This is a genomic window from Actinoplanes subtropicus, assembly GCF_000721705.1.
GTDB lineage: Bacteria > Actinomycetota > Actinomycetes > Mycobacteriales > Micromonosporaceae > Actinoplanes > Actinoplanes subtropicus.
On the sequence record NZ_JOJL01000001.1, the window covers coordinates 353,805 to 372,797 of the forward strand.

The 18,993-nt window shown below is 71.9% G+C and carries 15 protein-coding genes; 8 read left to right on the plus strand and 7 right to left on the minus strand.

What is annotated here, in order from left to right:
• A complete protein-coding gene (locus tag IH26_RS0101630; RefSeq protein ID WP_030434275.1) occupies window positions 1-939 on the plus strand; it encodes a hypothetical protein in 939 nt (312 codons plus the stop codon).
• A gap of 10 nt (window positions 940-949) precedes the next feature.
• Here IH26_RS0101630 and dinB read toward each other — a convergent pair whose 3' ends face one another.
• Window positions 950-2,182: a DNA polymerase IV gene (gene dinB, locus IH26_RS0101635; RefSeq protein WP_425394358.1), complete on the minus strand. Its 1,233-nt coding sequence runs from the start codon at window positions 2,180-2,182 to the stop codon at window positions 950-952.
• A 114-nt stretch (window positions 2,183-2,296) separates the two neighbouring features.
• Between dinB and IH26_RS0101640 the strand changes: the two genes are divergently transcribed.
• Window positions 2,297-4,252 (plus strand): S53 family peptidase, encoded by a 1,956-nt coding sequence (locus IH26_RS0101640; RefSeq protein WP_245664869.1) that lies wholly within the window; start codon window positions 2,297-2,299, stop codon window positions 4,250-4,252.
• 138 nt (window positions 4,253-4,390) lie between these two features.
• Window positions 4,391-4,786: an Hsp20/alpha crystallin family protein gene (locus IH26_RS0101645; protein WP_030434278.1), complete on the plus strand. Its 396-nt coding sequence runs from the start codon at window positions 4,391-4,393 to the stop codon at window positions 4,784-4,786.
• A 76-nt stretch (window positions 4,787-4,862) separates the two neighbouring features.
• Here IH26_RS0101645 and IH26_RS0101650 read toward each other — a convergent pair whose 3' ends face one another.
• Entirely contained in the window at window positions 4,863-6,035 is a 1,173-nt protein-coding gene (locus IH26_RS0101650; RefSeq protein WP_030434279.1) for a type III PLP-dependent enzyme, read from the minus strand.
• Window positions 6,032-8,773, minus strand: a complete 2,742-nt coding sequence (locus IH26_RS55325) for a putative bifunctional diguanylate cyclase/phosphodiesterase (RefSeq protein ID WP_051807220.1) — start codon at window positions 8,771-8,773, stop codon at window positions 6,032-6,034. Before IH26_RS55325 ends, IH26_RS0101650 begins: the two co-directional genes overlap by 4 nt.
• Before the next feature lie 167 nt (window positions 8,774-8,940).
• Between IH26_RS55325 and IH26_RS0101660 the strand changes: the two genes are divergently transcribed.
• Window positions 8,941-12,138 carry a GH92 family glycosyl hydrolase gene (locus tag IH26_RS0101660; protein WP_051807222.1) on the plus strand — a complete coding sequence of 1,066 codons (3,198 nt, stop codon included), beginning with the start codon at window positions 8,941-8,943 and terminating at the stop codon, window positions 12,136-12,138.
• Window positions 12,139-12,286: 148 nt separating this feature from the next.
• Here the strand turns inward: IH26_RS0101660 and IH26_RS0101665 are convergent, their stop codons facing one another.
• Entirely contained in the window at window positions 12,287-12,706 is a 420-nt protein-coding gene (locus tag IH26_RS0101665; protein WP_030434282.1) for a PPOX class F420-dependent oxidoreductase, read from the minus strand.
• Complete coding sequence (locus IH26_RS0101670) at window positions 12,699-13,403, minus strand: class I SAM-dependent methyltransferase (RefSeq protein WP_030434283.1); 705 nt, start codon at window positions 13,401-13,403, stop codon at window positions 12,699-12,701. The genes IH26_RS0101665 and IH26_RS0101670 overlap by 8 nt, the downstream gene beginning before the upstream one ends.
• Window positions 13,404-13,535: 132 nt before the next feature.
• Between IH26_RS0101670 and IH26_RS0101675 the strand changes: the two genes are divergently transcribed.
• From IH26_RS0101675 to IH26_RS0101690, 4 genes are all read left to right on the plus strand, one after another.
• The gene (locus IH26_RS0101675; RefSeq protein WP_169789698.1) at window positions 13,536-15,245 is read left to right on the plus strand and encodes a DUF2207 family protein; all 1,710 of its coding nucleotides are present in this window, start codon (window positions 13,536-13,538) and stop codon (window positions 15,243-15,245) included.
• Complete coding sequence (locus IH26_RS0101680) at window positions 15,242-16,279, plus strand: Gfo/Idh/MocA family oxidoreductase (protein WP_034213201.1); 1,038 nt, start codon at window positions 15,242-15,244, stop codon at window positions 16,277-16,279. The genes IH26_RS0101675 and IH26_RS0101680 overlap by 4 nt, the downstream gene beginning before the upstream one ends.
• On the plus strand, window positions 16,276-17,145 hold the full coding sequence (locus IH26_RS0101685; RefSeq protein ID WP_063763634.1) for a shikimate dehydrogenase family protein: 870 nt from the start codon (window positions 16,276-16,278) through the stop codon (window positions 17,143-17,145). Before IH26_RS0101680 ends, IH26_RS0101685 begins: the two co-directional genes overlap by 4 nt.
• A 103-nt stretch (window positions 17,146-17,248) precedes the next feature.
• Window positions 17,249-18,133: a hypothetical protein gene (locus tag IH26_RS0101690; RefSeq protein ID WP_030434287.1), complete on the plus strand. Its 885-nt coding sequence runs from the start codon at window positions 17,249-17,251 to the stop codon at window positions 18,131-18,133.
• Window positions 18,134-18,138: 5 nt separating this feature from the next.
• Here IH26_RS0101690 and IH26_RS0101695 read toward each other — a convergent pair whose 3' ends face one another.
• Window positions 18,139-18,399, minus strand: a complete 261-nt coding sequence (locus IH26_RS0101695) for a hypothetical protein (RefSeq protein WP_030434288.1) — start codon at window positions 18,397-18,399, stop codon at window positions 18,139-18,141.
• 59 nt (window positions 18,400-18,458) lie between these two features.
• On the minus strand, window positions 18,459-18,791 hold the full coding sequence (locus IH26_RS0101700) for a hypothetical protein (RefSeq protein ID WP_030434289.1): 333 nt from the start codon (window positions 18,789-18,791) through the stop codon (window positions 18,459-18,461).
• Window positions 18,792-18,993 lie beyond the last annotated feature (202 nt).

An 18,993-nucleotide genomic window follows, 5' to 3' on the forward strand; every position in this document is an offset into this window, starting at 1 on the left:
ATGACCGTTCTGGAGTGGTTGCTCGAGTCGGACCCGGCCGTTCGGTGGCAGGTGCTGCGGGATCTCGCCGGCGCCTCGGACGACGTGGTGGCCGCCGAGCGGGCGCGGGTCGCCGCCGAGGGCTGGGGCGCGCGGCTCCTGGAGCTGCAGGACGCGGACGGGCAGTGGGCCGGCGGGTCGCTCTTCCCGGCCGGGAGCGGCGGCCCGGGCCCCGACGGCCAGCCCTGGACGGCGACCGAGCCGACCCTGACGCTGCTTTCCCTGCTCGGGGCGGACCCGGCCGACGAGCGCGTTCGCGCGGCGGTGGCGCGGGCCGCCGCGGGGAGCCGGTGGGACTACAACGGCGAGCCGATCTTCCACGGCGAGGCCGAGCCGTGCATCAATGGCCGTACGGTCAGCCTTGGGGTTTATTTCGGACATGACGTGGGCGGGATCGTCGAGCGGTTGCTGGCCGGGCAGTTGGCCGACGGCGGGTGGAACTGCGAGGCCGAGTTCGGGTCGGTGCGCTCGTCGTTCGACTCGACGATCAACGTGCTGGAAGGGCTGCTGGCGTACGAGCGGGCGATCCCCTCGCCGGCGGTGACCGCGGCCCGGCGGCACGGCGAGGAATACCTGCTCGAGCGGAGCCTCTTCCGGCGCCGGAGCACGGGTGAGCCGGCCAAGGAGGGCTACCTCCAGCTCTCCTTCCCGCCGCGCTGGCACTACGACGTGCTGCGCGGGCTGGAGCATTTCCGGGCGGCGGGCGACGCGCCGGACCCGCGGCTGAAGGAGGCGGTCGAGGTGGTCCGCTCGAAGCGGCGGCCCGACGGCAGCTGGCCGCTGGAGAACACGCACCGCGGCCAGGTGCACTTCCCGCTGGAGGACGGCGACGGCCGGCCCAGCCGGTGGAACACCCTGCGGGCCATGCGGGTCCTCGCCTGGCACGACAATCACCTCTGATCCGGCATCTCTAATCCGGCAGGATCGGGACCGACGGGTTGAGGTCGCGGCCCAGGGTGGCGGCGCGGGTCAGCAGCTTCGAGCCGAAGCGGTCGCGCACCGCGTCCATCGCCACATCCAGGCTGTCGTCGGTCAGCTCGTCGAAGAGCGACGGCTGGACGTTGCCGTCGGAATCCAGGTTGCTGACCGCCACGCCGACCAGGGTCAGGCCGCGGGACTCGATCAGCGGGCGGGCCTCCAGCAGCAGGGCGCGCGCCGTCTCCAGGACGGCTCGGGTCTGCATCGTCGCCTTGAGCATGCTGCGGGAGCGGGTGGCGCGCCCGAAGTCGTCGAAGCGCAGCCGCAGGGTGACCGTGCGGCCGGCCCGGTGGGCCGCCCGCATCCGGCGGGTCACCCGGTCGACCAGGGCGGCCAGGGTGGCGTCGATCTCGGCGAACGGGCGGGGGCGGCGGCCGAGGGCGCATTGCGAGCCGATCGAGCCGCGGCGGTGGCCGACCCGTACGCGCCGGGGGTCTCGATTGTGCGCGAGCGCGTGCAGATGCCGGCCGTGGTGCGCGCCGAGGAGGCTGACCAGGGCCGCCTCGCCGACCCGGGCCACGTGGCCGACCGTGGTGATCTGGTGTTTGCGCAGCTTGCCCGAGGTCACCGGGCCGACGCCCCAGAGCCGCTCGACCGGCAGCGGGTGCAGGAACTCCAGCTCCTTGCCGGGCGGCACCTCCAGCAGGCCGTCCGGCTTGCCGACGCCGCTGGCGACTTTCGCCAGGAACTTGGTGCCGGCGATGCCGACCGTGATGGGCAGACCAACCTTTTCCCGTACGTCGTGACGCAGGCCGGCCGCTATCTCCCGGGCGGGTCCCCGGATCTTGTACAGGCCGGTCACGTCGAGGAACGCTTCGTCGATCGAGATGCCCTCGACGATCGGGGTGGTGTCGCGGAAGATCTCGAACACCGCTTTGCTGGCCTCCGCATACGCCCGCATGCGGGGTGGAACCACGACGGCGCGCGGGCAGAGCGCCCGGGCCTGGGTCAATCCCATCGGCGTGCGGACGCCGCACGCCTTGGCCTCGTAGCTCGCGGCCAGCACGACGCCCATGCCGACCAGCACCGGACGCCCGCGCAACGCCGGGTCGTCGCGCTGCTCGACGGACGCGTAGAACGCATCCAGATCGGCGTGCAGGATGGCCACGCGGGGCAGTTTAGAACATCTGTTCGAGCACCGCCATCCACCTGCGGAGACATCCATCTAGGCAACTAAATAAGATCGAGAAAGTTACCCGCTGGGCATTGACCAGTGAACATGTCGCGCGGTTATCTGGGGCGTTCATCCACTTCACTGGCCACTCAATGTGGAGGCAAAGTGACCAAAACGACCATGAGGTCGCGGCTCGCCTTGGTTGTCGCGCTCGGCACCGCAGCGGCCTCGGTCCTCGGGGCCGGCCCGGCTACCGCCGCGGCCCGTCCCGGACGGCACGCCCTGGCCGGCAGCCAGCCACGCTGGCTCGGCAAGGCACGGGCCACCGGCGGCGCACCGGCCGCCGCCGACCAGATTCAGTTCGGTGTTCTGCTCAAGCTGCGCGACTCCGCGTCGGCCGAGGCCAAGCTGGCCTCGATCGCCGACCCGGCCAGCGCGAACTACGGCAAGTGGCTCACCACGAGCCAGTTCAAATCGCAGTACGCGCCGGCCTCGGCCGACGTCGCCGCGGTCCGCACCTGGCTGCAGGGCTCGGGCTTCGCGCTGCGGAACACGCTCGGCGGCATGTACGTCGAGGCGTCCGGCACCACCGCCCAGATCGACAAGGTCTTCGGCACCACGCTGAAGAACTACTCGTACCAGGGCCAGACGGTGCACGCGAACAGCACCGCGCTCTCGCTGCCGGAGGGCACCCCGTCCGCGGTGATCGGCGTCGTCTCCGGCATCCTCGGTCTCGACCAGGGACAGGCGATCAAGACCCCGGCCGACACGCTGCCCGGCCCGGACACCGGCTTCCGCCCGGGCCAGCCGTGCTCGAAGTACTACGGCGAGAAGACCGCGGTGGGCCAGCCGGCCGCGAACGGCAAGAAGCAGCCGTACGCGGTCTGCGGCTACGAGCCGAAGCAGTACCAGGCGGCGTACGGGGCCACCGACCAGATCAAGCGCGGCATCGACGGCCGTGGCGTGACGGTGGCGGTGACCGACGCGTTCGCCTCGCCGACCATCGCGCAGGACGTGCAGACCTACAGCCGCAAGCACGGGCTGCCGGCCTTCGGGCGTGGCCAGTTCATGCAGATCACCCCCGGCCCGAACGGCTACGACAACGTCGACGCGTGTGGCGGTGCCGGCTGGTACGGCGAGGAGACACTGGACATCGAGGCTGTGCACTCGATTGCCCCGGGCGCTCGGGTCGTCTACGTGGGCGCCGCGGACTGCAACAGCAGCCTCGACGAGGCCTGGGCTGCGACGATCGACAACCACGTCGCCGACATCGTGACCAACTCGTGGGGCAGCGGCGTCGACACCGTGGCCGACCTGGGCCAGGACGCGATCGACTTCTACACCCAGTTCTCCCTGGAGGCGGCGCTCACCGGCATCACCGTCGACTTCTCGAGCGGTGACGACGGCGACCAGACCGCTGGCGGCACCACGCCGGCGACCAAGTCGGTCAGCTTCCCGGCCGACCTGCCGTACGTTACCGGCGTCGGCGGCACCAGCGTCGGCATCGACAAGAACAACAAGCGGGTCTGGGAGTACGGCTGGCAGAACGCGTACTCCGCGCTCTCCGCCGACGGCAAGTCCTGGGGCGCGCCGAAGTACTCGTCCGGTGGCGGCGGCGGCACGAGCAAGCTGTTCGCGCAGCCGTTCTACCAGCGCGGCATCGTGCCGGACTCGATCTCGAAGTACTTCGGGACGACCCGGATGCGGACCGTGCCGGACATCTCGATGCCGGGCGACCCGAACACGGGCTTCCGCGTCGGGCAGACCCAGACGTTCCCGGACGGGACGTACTACGACGAGTACCGCATCGGCGGCACTAGCCTGTCGTCCCCGCTGCTGGCCGGCATGCAGGCCGTGCAGAGCCAGAAGCAGCACCACCCGGTCGGGTTCGCCAACCCGGCGTACTACCGGTCGATCTACTCCAGCAAGATCAACGACATCGCGGCCCCGAAGTCGCCGGTGCTGCAGGTCCGCACCAACTTCGTGAACACGGTGGACGCCAAGGACGGCCTGTCCTACCAGCTGCAGACGATCGACACGCAGACGACGACCATCCACAGCACGCGGGGCTATGACGCCGAGACCGGCGTCGGCGTCCCGGGTCCGGCCTTCTTCAAGTAAGCACTCTGTTTCCCACTGTGGGGCGGGCCACGATGGCCCGCCCCACAGTCATGTCCGGGGAATTCCACAGCGAGAATCTCGGTTGAGAGCAGAGGTTGAGCCACCCACGCTCAACTTTGAAAGCTGGAGGAACCACCCATGTTGCTTCACCGCGCGACAGTCCGTGACCTGGACCGGCTCACGGCCCGCGTGTTCGATTCCGCCACCCGTACGTCCGGCGCCCGCCTCGACGCCTACCGGATCGACGACACCTTCCACATCGACATCGACCTGCCCGGCGTCGACCCGGCCGGCATCGACATCACCGTGGACAACAAGGTCCTGACCGTCCGTGCCGAGCGCAAGCGCGTCGAGGGCGACAACGTCCGGTATCTGGTGGCCGAGCGGCCGGTCGGCTCGGTCGGCCGCCAGGTGTTCCTGTCCGACACCCTGGACACCGACCGGCTGGACGCCAGGTACGAGAACGGGGTGCTCACGCTGAGCATTCCGGTCCGGGAGAAGGCGCCGGCCCGCAAGATCGAGCTGGCCGCCTGACTACCGGAGTCACCCGGCGAACCACGAAGCCGCGCGGCGCGATTGCCGCGCGGCTTTCGCTGTCGGTCCGGACGAATCAGCGGCCCGTGCCGACGAAGATCGGGGTGGGCGGGGGGAAACCGTTGAACGAGGTCGCGTAGGGGAGGGTGTACGCCCCGGACGACCCGAAATAGATCACGTCGCCGACCGTCACGGTCGCCGGCAGCGAAACCTCGTACCCGAAGGTGTCGGAGCTGTCGCAGGTCGGACCGGTCAGGGTGAACGGCAGCTGGGGAAGGTCGGCGTGGTTCTCCAGCGACGTCCACGTCGGATAGTTCCAGCCGCCCGCCGCCTGGGCCGGTTCGACCATCCCGTGGTAGGCGCCGACCTCGAGGTAGAGCCAGTTCTCCGTGCCGCGCAGCTCGCGCCCGATGACCGTCGCCGCGAGCACCGACGACTCGGCCACGAAGTGCCGGCCCGGCTCGGCGGCGATCAGGCCCGGCCGGTACGGCAGCAGGTCGATCGCCGCGCCGATCGCCTCGCCGATCTGCTCGATCGTCGGCTCGCCGGCGCGGTACCGGGCCGGGAAGCCGCCGCCGAGGTCGAGCATCTCCAGTTCGATGCCCTCCGGTCGCAGCCGCTCCATCAGCTCACCCGCGGTGCGGACCGCGTCGCGCCACGCCCCGGTGCTCTCGCACTGCGAGCCCACGTGGAAGGTCACCCCGTACGGCCGCAGCCCCAGCCGGCGGGCCAGCAGCATCAGGTCGTACGCGTCCTCGACGTCCGTGCCGAACTTGCCGGAGAGCGGGAACACGCTGGTGCTGTCGTCCACCCGCAGCCGCACGTAGACGGCCGCGCCCGGCGCCCGCTCGGAGATCTTGGCCAGCTCGCCGGGGGAGTCGACGGCGAACCGCCACAGGCCCAGGCCGGCCGCGGCCTCGATGTGGTCCGGCGGCTTGATCGGGTTGCTGTAGAGCACGGTCGCCGGGTCGACGCCGAGCGTCTTCAGCGTCCGCAGCTCGCCGATCGACGCGACCTCGAAGTTCGAGCCGTGTGCCGCCAGGGTCCGCAGGATCTCCGCCGACGAGTTGCACTTCATCGCGTAGAACGCGGTGACCCACGGCATCGCCGCGGTGAAGGCCCGGTACCGGGCGGCGACCGTGTCGAGATCGGTCGCCAGGTACGGGGTCGGCGCGCCGACCAGTCGCAGCAGGTCCGGCGCGAGGGAGTCCGGCCACGCGGTGGGGGAGGCGAAGGTGCCCGTGCTCAATGAAGCTCCTTCTGCAAATCGGCGCCGTCGAGGAACAGGCGGCCCGCCTCGTCGGCCGGGACCGGGCGGGAGAAGTAGTAGCCCTGCGCGAAGTGGCAGCCCATCTCGCGCAGCGCGGCCAGCTGGCCGAACTCCTCGATGCCCTCGGCCACGGTCGCCATGCCGAGGCTCTTGCCCAGCTGGATGATCGTGTCGGCCAGGGCGGTGTCGTCGGTGAACGCGCCGAGCCGCTCCACGAACGAGCGGTCGATCTTCAGCGTGTCCACCGGGAACCGGCGCAGGTAGGCCAGCGACGAGTAGCCGGTGCCGAAGTCGTCGATCGCCAGCGTCAGGCCGAGCGCCTTGAGCCGCAGCAGCTGCTCGAGGTTGTCGTCGGTGTCGGTCATCAGCACGCTCTCGGTCATCTCGAGGCAGAGCTGGTCGGCCGGCATGCCGGTCTCGGCGAGGATCCCGGCGACCACCTCGACGAGGTCGGCCCGGTCGAACTGGCGGACCGAGACGTTGACCGCCATCTTCGGCGCGCGGCCCGACGCGCGGCCCCACGCGACGGCCTGGCGGCACGCCTCGCGCAGCACCCAGCGGCCGAGCGGCACGATCAGGCCGGTCGCCTCGGCGATCGGGATGAACTCGGCCGGCGGGATCAGCCCGCGCCGCGGGTGCGCCCAGCGGGCGAGCGCCTCGAAGCCGATCACCTCGCTGCTCGCCAGGTCGATGGTGGGCTGGTAGTGCAGCTGCAGCTGGCCGCGTTCGAGGGCGAGCCGCAGGTCGGCCTCCAATTCGAGGCGGGCGACCAGACCGGCGAGCATGTCCGGGTGGTACGCGGCGAAGCAGCCCCCGCCGGCCGACTTCGCCTTGTACATCGCCAGGTCGGCGTTGCGCATCAGCTGCTCGGCGCCGTCGCCCTCGGGCTCGCCCAGCCGGCTCGCCGCGGCGAGCCCGATGCTGGCCTGCACGTGGATGTCCCGGGTGTCGCTGGCGAACGGCCGCTCGAGCACGTCGATGATCCGGCGGGCCACCCGCTCGGCCTCGTCGCCGGCGTCCCCGGAAAGGCCGTCCCTGGCGAGAATCAGCACCGCGAACTCGTCGCCGCCGAAGCGGGCCACCACGTCGCCGTCGCGTACCGAGCCGCGCAGCCGGTCGGCGACCTGCACGAGCAGCTGGTCGCCGGCCAGGTGGCCGAGGCTGTCGTTGACCTCCTTGAACCCGTCGAGGTCCAGGAAGAGCACGGTGACGTCGTCCTCCGGGCCGCGCTTGCGCAGCGCCTCGGCGACCCGCTCGCGGAACAGCGCCCGGTTGGCGAGCTGGGTGAGCGCGTCGTGGTACGCCTCGTGCACCAGCTGCTCCTCGAGCTCCTTGCGCTCGCTGATGTCCCGGGCGTTCAGCACCAGGCCGGCCACGCTCGGGTCGGAGAGCAGGTTCGTGATGGTGATCTCGGCCTGGCGGATCCGCCCGTCCCGGTGCCGGACCGGCAGTTCGAGCACGATCGTCGCGTACGGCCGGCCGGCGACCTGGCGCAGCGCCTGGGCCAGTCGGATGCCCGACTCGGGATCGAGCATCTTGGTGAGCCGGCGCCCGGTCAGCAGGTGCGCCGGGTACCCGAAGACGCGCTGCACCGACTCACTCTGGTAGAGCACGTCGGCCTCGGGGGAGACCACGGTGACCACGTCGGAGCTGTGCTGGACGAGCGCGTGGAAGCGCTGCTCGCTGGCGAACAGCTCGGCGGTGCGGTCCGCGACGCGCACCTCGAGCGTACGGGTGAGGTGCCGGTTCTCCTTGAGGGTGAGCAACTGCCGCCCCACGATGAGCAGGATCAGCGTCGATCGGGCGTACGCCACGAACAGGTTGCTGTGCCCGGTCCGGGCGTACCAGACGACGGTGGTCAGCAGCGCGGCGAGCACCGCGACGTAGGGGAGCAGGATGCCGACCGGCTGGCCGCGCCCGGCCGGCCCGGACTTCTCCTCGCCGACGGTGATCGGTTTGGTGGCGGCGAGCAGGATCAGCGAGAAGCCGGCGAACCAGCCGATGTCGGTGACCCCGCCGGACGAGTACGCGCCGGTGAGGTTCAGGTACGCGTAGCCGATGTCGGAGACCGCGAACCCGACGATGCCGACGCCGACCAGCGCGAGGTGGTCCAGGGTACGGCCGCCGCGCCGCTGCTGGGCGAGCATGTAGAGCACGATGGTCACGATGACCACGTCGCCGAGCGGGTAGGTGAGGCTCACGTAGAGCCCGAGCGTCGAGTCGTGGCCGCCGTCGAGCAGCGGCGCGACCACGAAGATCCAGGCGATCAGCACCAGCGAGGTGGCGACCATCAGGCCGTCGAGCACGCTGCGCACCCGGTTCGCCAGCTCCTGCGCGGCGCTCGGCAGGACCAGCAGGCCGATCGGGGTGAGCAGCACCATGCCGAGGTAGCCGGCGTCGGCGGCCGACGGAAACGGCACCTCCTGGTGGCGGAAGGTCTCCAGGTAGACCCAGCTGCACTGGCCGAGTCCCCAGCTGAGCACGCCCAGCCCGATCAGCGACCAGCCCCAGCGCGGCCGGCCGGCGAGCTGGTGGCCGCGCAGCAGGCAGGCCACGGCCGCGGTGATCGCGGCGTAGCAGAGGCCGAAGTTGGAGATCGTCTGAGCGCCCCGCGGGCCGCCGAGCCCGAGGCTGAGCACCGTCGCGAACAGCAGGACGGCGGCGGCCACCACGAGGCACAGCCGCGCCCAGCGGCTCAGTGCGACCCTGCCTGGCATCAAGAACTCCGCCTCCGTGCGCCCGTCCCGGGGTGAACTGGACGTATCGGAGATCGGGTAGGCCGCGGCGCCCTTGAGGGTTTCGCCGGGCAGACTCCGTGCCCGGGGGTGCAAAACGGGTGCGCCCGCATTGACTCCCGTCGCTGCCTATGACAACGTTGTCAGCCATGATGAGAGTCGTCTTGCTGGTCGCCACTCTCGCGGTTGCGCCGGTGCATGCGGCCGCCGACCCGGTTGACCTGGTCAGGCCATTCGTCGGCACCGAGAACTTCGGCAACACCTTTCCGGGCGCGAGCGCTCCGTTCGGCATGGTGCAGGTCAGCCCGGACACCGGTGGCCAGGGCGGGTACGACTACAAGCAGTCGACCATCTACGGCTTCAGCCAGACGCACCTGTCCGGCGTCGGCTGCGGGGTGGCCGGCGAGCTCCCGATCATGCCCACCACCGGGGCCGTCACCAGCGTGGATCCGGCCGCGTACCGGTCGGCGTTCGCGCACGACGACGAGCAGGCGTCGCCGGGGTACTACCGGGTCGGCCTGTCGAAGTACCAGATCTCGGCCGAGCTCACCGCTACCCCGCGCACCGGCTGGCAGCGCTACACGTTCCCGTCCACCGGCGCCGCGAACGTCCTGTTCAACACCGGGAAGGCGAATCAGTCCGTCTTCGACTCCGCGATCAGCGTGGTCGGCGACCGGACGGTCGAGGGCCGGGTGCACGCGGGCAACTTCTGCGCCGGCAAGGACGACCACACCGTCTACTTCACCGCCCAGTTCGACCGCCCGTTCGCGTCGTTCGGCACCTGGCGCGGCTCGACCATCGCGACCGGTTCGCGCGACGCGTCCGGAACCGGCGGCAACGGCGCGTTCGTCACCTTCGACGCCACGGCCGACTCGTCGGTCACCGTCAAGGTCGGCCTGTCCTACACCGGTGTCGCGGGCGCGCGGGCCAACCTCGCCGCCGAAACCGGCGACAGCTTCGACTTCGACCAGGTCCGTGCCTCGCTGCGGGCTTCGTGGGTGGCCGCGCTAGACAAGATCAAAATTGCCGGGGGTACGCCGGACCGGCGGGCCGCCTTCTATACCGCGCTGTATCACGCCTCGCTGCACCCCAACCTGGCCGGCGACGTCGACGGTTCGTATGCCGGGTTCGACCGGGCGGTGCACAGGGCGAACGGGTACACGCCGTACCAGAACTTCTCGCTGTGGGACACGTACCGGCCGCAGAACCAACTGCTCGAACTGCTCACCCCCGCGGTGGCCCGCGATGTCGCGCTCTCCGTCGTGGCGATCGGGCGGGACGGCGGGTGGCTGCCGCGGTGGGCGCTGGTGAACAGCGAGACCAACATCATGACCGGCGATCCGGTGACCCCGTTCCTGGTCGAGGCCTGGTCGAAGGGGCTGTTGAAAGGACACGAGCAGGAGGCGTACGCATTACTGCGCGCCAACGCGACCAGCCGGCCACCGGCGACGTCGCCGTACAACGGGCGCACCGGCGTGGACTACTACTCGGCCCGCGGCTACCTCCCGTCCGGGCTGCGGCTGGGCACCGACTGCGCAGCCAAGGGCGGCGACAACGACTGCGAGCATCCGGCCTCGGCGACCCTGGAGTACTCGGCGGCCGACGCGGCGCTCTCGCTGATGGCGGCCGGGCTGGGCAGGAAGGCGGACGCGGCGATGTTCGCCCGGCGCGGCCAGTGGTACCGCAACCTGTGGGATACCTCGACCGGGCAGTTCCGGCCGCGGACCGTGGCTGGGACCTGGCTCACGCCGTACGACCCGGTCGGCGCGGACCAGCAGTTCCACGAGGGCGGGGCGTACCAGTACCAGTGGCTGGTGCCGCAGGATCCGGCCGGTCTGGTGCGGCTGATGGGCGGGCGGCCGGCCACCGAGAAGCGGCTGGACTCGTTCTTCGTGTACGGCAAATTGCTCTCGGACCCGGCCGGAACCGCCCGGAACGACTGGATCGCCAGCCCCTACGACTACTACGCGAAGCCGACCTACAACCCGAACAACGAACCCGACCTGCTCGCGCCGTACCTGTACCACTGGGCGGGCGCGCCGGCCAAGACCGCGACCGTGGTGCGAGCGGCGATGACGCTGTTCACCACCGGGCCGGACGGGATGACCGGCAACGACGACCTCGGCACGATGAGCGCCTGGTACGTCTTCTCCTCGCTCGGGCTCTACCCGACGATGAGCGGCGCGAACTTCCTGGCCGTCTCCAGCCCGCAGTTCCCGTCGGCGGTCGTCTCGGTCGGCGGGCACCCGCTGACGATCACCGCGCCGGGCGCGTCCGACGACAACCGCTACATCCAGCGGGTCAAGGTCGACGGGCGCGGGCAGACCCGGAACTGGATCCCGTGGTCGGCGATCGGGTCGGGCGGGACGATCGCGCACACGCTCGGCCCGGTGCCGTCGTCCTGGGGGACCGCGGTCGCCGACCAGCCGCCCTCGGTCGACCAGGCGCCGGCCGACGGGCGGACGCACCTCGACGCGTCGATCCGGCCGGCGTCGGCCGCGCTCGCGCCGGGCGGCAGCGTGACGCTGACCGTGGACCTGGTCGGGCAGGCGCCGGGCGTGCTGCACCCGCGGGTGGCGGCGACCGCGCCGGCCGGATGGACGGTCTCGGTACGCCAGCCTCGGCCGATCGTCTCGCACCGGCTGCCGACGGCCGGGACGGCGACCCTGACCGTCACCGCGCCGGCGGGGGCGGCGCTCGGCTCGTACGCGATCTCGGTGCAGGTGAGCGGCGCCCAGCCGGTCGAAACGACGGCGAGCTTGGTCGTCAGGAAGCCTTTGACCTGCGCTTTCGAGGCCTCCGGGCAGTGCGCTCTGGATCTTGGGAGCGAGTTCACCCGAGACGGGACGGCGACCGTCGACTCGCCGTCGGAGGGCGACTTCGACGGGGTCGGCTGGAGTTACGACGCCGCGCTGCTGCCCGCGGCCGGCCCGGTGACCTGGGGCGGAGTGGCCTACAACGCGCCGTCGGCGGCGGGCGGCGCGCTCAACTTCGTGCAGGCGAACGGGCAGGCGTTGCTGCTGCCGCCGATGAGCTCGGCCGGCTCGCTGCACCTGATCGTGACCTCGCACAACGGGCCGGTGAGCGGCGGGCTGACGATCGGCCACACCGACGGGACCAGCATCGACGTGCCGCTCACCGTGGCCGACTGGTGTGGCAGCGCGACGCCGGGCACCTCGGTCGCGCTGGCCATGGACCACCGGATCAAGGCCGGGCAGGGCGTCGACGGGCCGCCGGTCAGCCTCTTCCAGGTGACCGTCCCGGTGGGCGCCGACGTGCGCTCGCTGACGCTCCCGCCGGCGCCGAACCTCTTCGTGTACGCCGCGACCTTAAGGCCTGTTTCATGACTGAGGCGGGGCTGCGGAGGGGGCCCAGATCCCGTCTGGCGGCGTCCCGCGAAAGCCCGGTTCCAACACCGGGAGCCGGGCTTCCACGGGCCACCACCAGACGAAATCTGGACCCCGCCTCGCTCCCACCCCAGTCATGAAACAGGCCTTAGTTCACCCAGCCGTATAGGTGATCGACCCGGAAACGGACGATGAGCCGGCCGTCGGCGACCATGGCGCGCCGGTAGTCGTCCCAATCCGGGTGCTCCTCGCCCCGGATCGTCCGGTAGATCTCGATCAGCTCCTCGACCACCGCGTCGTCGAGCGCCCAGGCGACCGGGCTGAGCTCGGCCTTGCCCTCGGCGACCGCGTAGCCGTAGCCGTCCGGGGCGGTGACCTTCATGCTCACCCGGGCGTCGCGGCGCAGGTTGTGCACCTTGGCGAGGGTGGTCCGGGTGGAGAAGCGGACGAGCCGCCCGGCCGCGTGGTAGCTGACGTCCGACAGCTGCGGCCGCCCATCCTTCTTGATCGTGGCAACGGTGCCGAGGTTGCCGGCCGCGATGACACTCCAGAGGAGCTCTTCAGACATGCCCCGAACCTACCGGTTTACGGGCGAGGATCAGGCCCCACCGCGCGTCGCCGAGCGACTTGACCGTCACCTCGAAGCCGGCCGCCGTCAGGTCGGCCCGGACCGCCCCCAGCGGCATGGTCCGGTAGTACATCACGAACGGCGGCCGCCACACCGCGTTGCGCACCCGCATGACCAGATCGAAGCCGGCCTCGACCCAATAGGCCGGCGACGTCAGCGACAGCGGCGCCGCGATCGCGAAGGCGAACAGCCCACCCGGCCGCAGCGCCCGGTGGATTCCCTCGAACACGGCCGGCCGCTCGCGGGGCAGGAAATGCCCGAACGCCCCGAAGCTGACCGCGAGATCGAAACCCGCGGCGAACGGCAGCGCCCGGGCATCGGCCCGCACCCAGGCGGCATCCGGGTGGGCCGCCCGGGCCTGCGCCAGCATCCCGGCGCTGAAGTCGACCCCGGTGATCCGCCCGTCGCAGACCGGCCGGAGCGCGAGCATCCCCGCGCCCGTCCCGCAGCAGACGTCCAGCCCGTCCTCGAACGGCCCCCACTCGCCGAGCGCCGCGGCGGTGGCATCGAGGATGCTCCGCGGCGTCCGGAACGGGGTGTGGTCGAACTTGGGCGCCAGCAGGTCGTAGCCGCGCTCGACCGAGGAGAGCGCCTGCACGCAGAGCTCGCCGAAGGTCGGTCCCTGAGCCGTGAACACGGAGCCTTGTCTACCACGAGAAGCGGCGTGGCAGGTCGCCTCCCGGCCGCCACCACCGCCACCGTCGACAGGACGATGAGGAGGGTCGTCTGCTTCCCGCGGCGCCTTTCCAGGGCTGCTATCTTGCGCTCCATGATGCTCGACGTCGTCGTCAGCGTCGCCGGCGTGGGGCTGTGGCTCATCGCGTACGGTGCGTGCCGGGCCGCCACCCGCATCGTGCCGCCGCCCGCCGGACCGGCCACCATGGAGCTGGGGCCGGAGCCACCCGCCATCGTGAGCATGCTGGTCAACGGCTGGTCGACGAGCGTGGACACGGCCGAGTCGACGGTGCTCGACCTGGCCGTGGCCGGTCACTACGAGCTGCGCCAGCCCGATGCCGACCCGTACCGGACGACCATTCACCTCGCCCCCAACCCGCCGGACGCCGGCGGTCTGCGGCCGTACGAGCGGCAGGTCCTCGACCGGATCCGCGGGCTCGCGGTCGGCGGGGTGGTGCCGCTGACCGCGCTGAGCTTCCGCGACGAGAACGAGTCCAAGGCCTGGAACCGGCGGCTGCGCGTCGCGGTGGTCGCCGACGCCCGCGCGGCCGGGCTGTCCCGGCGCCGGTTCGGCCGGACGACGATGACGGCGCTGTACGTCGGTGCGCTCGCGGTCGGCGTGGTGTGCGGGTCGGCGGCCGTGCACCACACCCACGTCGGCTGGCTGTTCCTCAGTTTCCTCACGGTGGGCGGGGCGCTGGCCGGTCTGGTGCAGCACATCGGCGAGCGGGACACCCCGGCGGGACGGGAGGCCGCCGCCCGCTGGCTCGGCGTGCAGGCGTGGCTGCGGAACCACGAGCAGTTCGCCGAGTTGCCGCCCTCGGCGGTGGCGATCTGGGACCGCTACCTCGCGTACGGCGCCGCCCTGGGCGTGACCCGGCGGGCCAGCGACGTGCTCGACCTCGAGCTCGGCAACCGGCGGCGGCTCTGGTCGTCGTACGGCGGCGGCTGGCGCCGGATCCGGGTGCGCTACCCGCGGGCGCCCTGGTACGGCCACCCCACCCGCACCCTGCTGGTCCAGGTGCTGTTGGTGCTGATGGCGGGCACGTTCGTGGTGAGCGTCGCCGGCCGGTACGCGCTGCCCGGGTACGTGTTGCTCGCCGCCGGCGGCTACCTGCTGATCCGCGCCGTCGCCGATCTGACGCGGTCGCGGGAGGTCACCGGCGAGGTGCTCGCCCGTACCACCTGCCGGTCGCGCGACGGCCACCCACGGCTGGACCACCTCGTGCTCGACGACGGCACCGCCGACCGGACCACGGCCTGGGGCCTGCCCAGCGAGTGGGGCCGCCGCTGCGAGGACGGCGACGTCGTGACGATCACCGTCCGGCCCTGGACCCGGCGGGTCGTCGCCGTCACGCAGCAGTCCCGTGGGCCGCGCCGGAGAGCGGCCGCGCCCGCCCCGCCGGTCACGGACTTCTTCGGGGAGGTCCGCGACGAGCCGGCCGGGCCGCTCCCGGTGTCCGTCGACGACGTCGCCCAGGTCGTCGGGCAGCCCGTACGCGCCGAACGCCAGCCGCAGCGCGTCACCTTCCGCTCCGAAGCCGACAACGCGGTCGTGCTGCGCGCCGAGTGGGCGGGCGGCGTGGCCGGCCGGATCGCGTGGCGCGCCAACGCCCGGGGCATCGTGACGCCGCTGCCGGGCATCGGCGACGAGGCGTACGCGAGCGGCCATCACGTCGTCATGCGGGCCGACGGCGTCATCCTGGTGCTCGCCGCGGTGGGCACCGGGCGGATCGGCACACCGCACCTGCCCTGGCTGCTCAGCCGCTGCGAGCGCGTCGGCCTCACCCAGGACCGGCGATGACGACGTTCGCGCTGGTCGGGTTCGGTTTCCGGGCGGCTGCTCTCTGGCGGGTCGCGGCCGGCCTGCCCGATCTGACCTGCCTCGGCGCCGTGGTCCGGTCGCCGCGCGAGCTGCCGGTGCCGCGGTTCGCCTCGATCGGCGACTCCCGGCCCGACTTCCTGGTCACCGCGGTACCCCGGGCGGCCAACCCGGCGGTCATCGCCGAGGCGGTGGAGCGCGGCATCCCGGTGCTGGCCGAGACCCCGCCCGCGCCGACCGTCCCCGACCTGCGGCGCCTCTGGCAGACGGCCGGCGCCGGCGGGCTGGTCCAGGTGGCCGAGCAGTACCTGCTGATGCCCTCGCACGCCGCCCGCCTGGCCGCCGTCCGCGGCGGCACCATCGGCACGCCCACACAGGTGCACGTGTCGTCGACCCAGCAGTACCACGCGGTCGCGCTGATCCGCGGCCTGCTGGGCGTCGGCTACACCCCCGCGACCGTACGAGCAAGCCGCACCACCGCTCCGCTGGTCAACCCGCTCGACCGCGGCGGCTGGACCGACGACCCGGCGCCCAAACCGGCCACTACGACCATCGCCACGGTCGACTTCGGCGACGGGCGCAGCGGCCTCTACGACTTCACCGACAACCAGACGCGCAACCTGCTGCGGTTCCGCCGCCTCCTGGTCCGCGGCACGCACGGCGAACTGCGCGACGACGAGATCGTGCACCTCGCCGGCCCGCGGGCGATCACGACGACACCGCTGGTGCGCCGGCAGACCGGGCACGATCTCGACCTCGACGGCTTCGACACGCAGACCATCACGCTCGGCGGCGATGTCCTCTACCGCAACCCGTTCCCCGGCCGGCGGTGGAACGACGACGAGATCGCGACCGCGACGCTGCTCACCGCCATGGCCGCCTGGGTGCGCGGCGCCGGTCCGCCGCCGTACCCGCTGGCCGAGGCCGCCCAGGACCAGCTCGTCGCGCTGGCCATCGAGGAGGCGGCCGGCCTCGACCGCCCGGTCACCACGACGGTCGAGGCGTGGGCCGGATGACGGCGGCCCTGTGGTTCATCGGAGTGTCCACCGGCGGGTCGCTGGTCAACGCGGCCTTCCCGGTCTGGATGGGGGATCTCGGCCGGGACCTCCGCCTGGTCGGCCATGATCTGCCGCCCGGATCGCCGCGGGCGAGTTGCCGCGCGCTGGTGGCCGCCCTGCGGGCCGACCAGGACGCTGTCGGCGCGGTGATCACGACGCACAAGGTGGCGGTGGCGCGGGCGGCCGGCGACCTGATCGACGAGCTGGATCCGCTCGCCGCCGAGTGTGGCGAGGTCAATTCCCTGTTGCGTACGCCGAACGGGCTGGCCGGTTTCGCCCGCGACCCGTTGTCGGTCGGCCGCGTGGTCGACGAGATCTGGCCGCGCGGCGACGAGGTGGCCTGCCTGGGCGCCGGGGGCAGCGCGATCGCCCTCGGCCGGCACCTGATGTCCCGCCCCGAGCCGCCGGCCCGGCTGGTGTTCGCCGATCGGGACGAGTCCGCCGCCGGGCACCTCCGCGCGGTGCTCTCCCGCTGGTCGGAGCGGATCACCGTGCGGGTGGGCCCGGGCCCGTGGGACGACCTCGTCGCCGCCGCGCCGCCCGGGAGTCTCGTCGTCAACGCGACCGGCCTGGGCAAGGACCGGCCGGGCAGCCCGCTCACCGCCGGCGCCGGGTTCCCGCCGGGCGCCGTGGTCTGGGAGCTGAACTACCGCGGCGACCTGGCGCTGCTGCGGCAGGCCCGGGAGCGCGGCGTCGAGGCGTACGACGGCTGGAAGTTGTTCTGTCATGGCTGGGCGGCGGCGCTCGGCCCGATCCTGGGCCTGCCCGACGAGGCCGCCACGGCGAGGCGCTTCGCTGAGCTGGCCGGCCCGCTGCGGCCCTGAAGGCGCGGAACGCGAAAGCGATCCGGAATCCGTCGCTTACCAGACATCACGCATCGCACAGATGGGGGAACCGACGGTGGCCGACCATCGATAATCTTGCGGCATGGTGTGCCCCGTCTGTGCACTCGACAACGACCCGTCGGCGGTCCTCTGTGCGCGCTGCAACACATCGCTGGCGCTCGGGAACCCGCCACCGGAGAACTATCCGGCCCAGCACCCGGCGACCTACCCGCCGGGCCAGGCGTCGCCCTACCCGCCGGGGCACCCGACCGGGCAGCCGCCCACGGTCCCGCAGATGGGCGTGCCGTCGAGCCCGAACCCGGCGCCGGTCCCGTGGCGGCTCATCCTCATCGCGGCCGTCCTGGTCCTGCTGGTCGGCATCGCCGGCTCGGTCGTGATCGTCGTGCTGACCGGGAAGCCGAAGACGACGCCGGTCGCCCACCAGGGCACGAGCCCGACCGGTACCACCGCGGCGGCGGCGCCCGACCCGGTGAAATCCTCCGCGCAGCCCGACCCGACCACCAAGGTGGCGGCGAGCTCGCCGAAGGAGCAGGCCTCGGTGATCGACAAGCTGCTCGACCGGAGCGTCGCGAGCCGCACCAGGCTGAACAAGGCGATCGAGAAGGTGAACAGCTGCACCGACCTGTCCCGCGCGGTTGCCGACATGCAGCAGGTGGGCGCCGAGCGGACGAAGGAGATCGCCGACGCCGACGCGGCGGACGTCTCGGGTCTCGCCAACGGCGACAAGATCCGCTCCACCCTGAAGTCCGCGCTGGGCTTCGCGCTCGCGGCCGACCAGCACTTCGTGGCCTGGGCGCAGCCCACGGTCGCCGGCGGCTGCGCCGACACCGCCGCCCGTCAGTCCGCGTGGGCGGCCGGGCTGGCCTCGTCGCAGCAGGCCCAGGCGGCGAAGCAGCAGCTGGTCGACGTGTGGAACCCGGTGGCCGGGCAGCTCGGCTTCAAGTCGCGCAGCACCCAGTTCATCTAGGACGGTCAGAACGGCCAGTGCTTGCCGACCAGGGCGACGATGGCGGCGATCGCCTCGGCCGCCTTGCTCGCGTTGCCGGCGTTGGCGGAGAGGCGCTCGAGGGCCCGGTCCAGCCCCTTACGGCTCTCCGGCGTCGGCTGGCGGATGGCCTGCTCGATGGCGGGACGCTCCTGATCGAGCAGGGCCGGATCGGGGTAGGTGTCGCGCAGCACCGCCAGCTGGGCTTCGATCTTCTTGAGCTGCTTCGCCGGCCATTCGCCGTACACAATCGTGGTTTGCCGGTTTTTGTTCTTTCCGCCGAAGTTCTGGATGCCGCCCTGGAAGTTCAGGTCGCCGAAGGTCGTGCTCCGCTCCTGACGGTGTTCCGTTGCCGCACGGTGTTGGTGCCGCCGAAGTTCTGCACGCCGCCGTGGAAGGTCAGATTGCTGTACGTGTTGTTGATGACCTGGTTCTCGAACTCGGACGTGTCCACGCCGGAGTCCCGCAGGAAGCCCAGGACGGCCTCGGTGACGGTCTTGTCGACGAGCTTGATGTACTTCGCGCCGTCCAGCTTCTGCATGAACTTCCTCGTCTCCCGGCCGGCCCGGTCGCGCACGCTGAACCGGGCGCCGTAGTCGTAGAAGCGCAGCTGCTGGGCCTCACGGGTGGAGCGGGACATCCGCCCGGTCAGCCGCAGCGTGTCCCAGCCGATCCGGATCAGCCATCACGGCGCGTACAGGTTGTCCCGCACGTACAGCCGCACCGTGTCGGCCCACGCCCGGCCGAGCACCCGGTCGGCGCGTCACTCGGCCGCGCGGCCGGAGTCCGACGAGTCCAGTGGAAAGGGCCGTGACAACGCGGCGATCGCGGCGTCCTCCCGG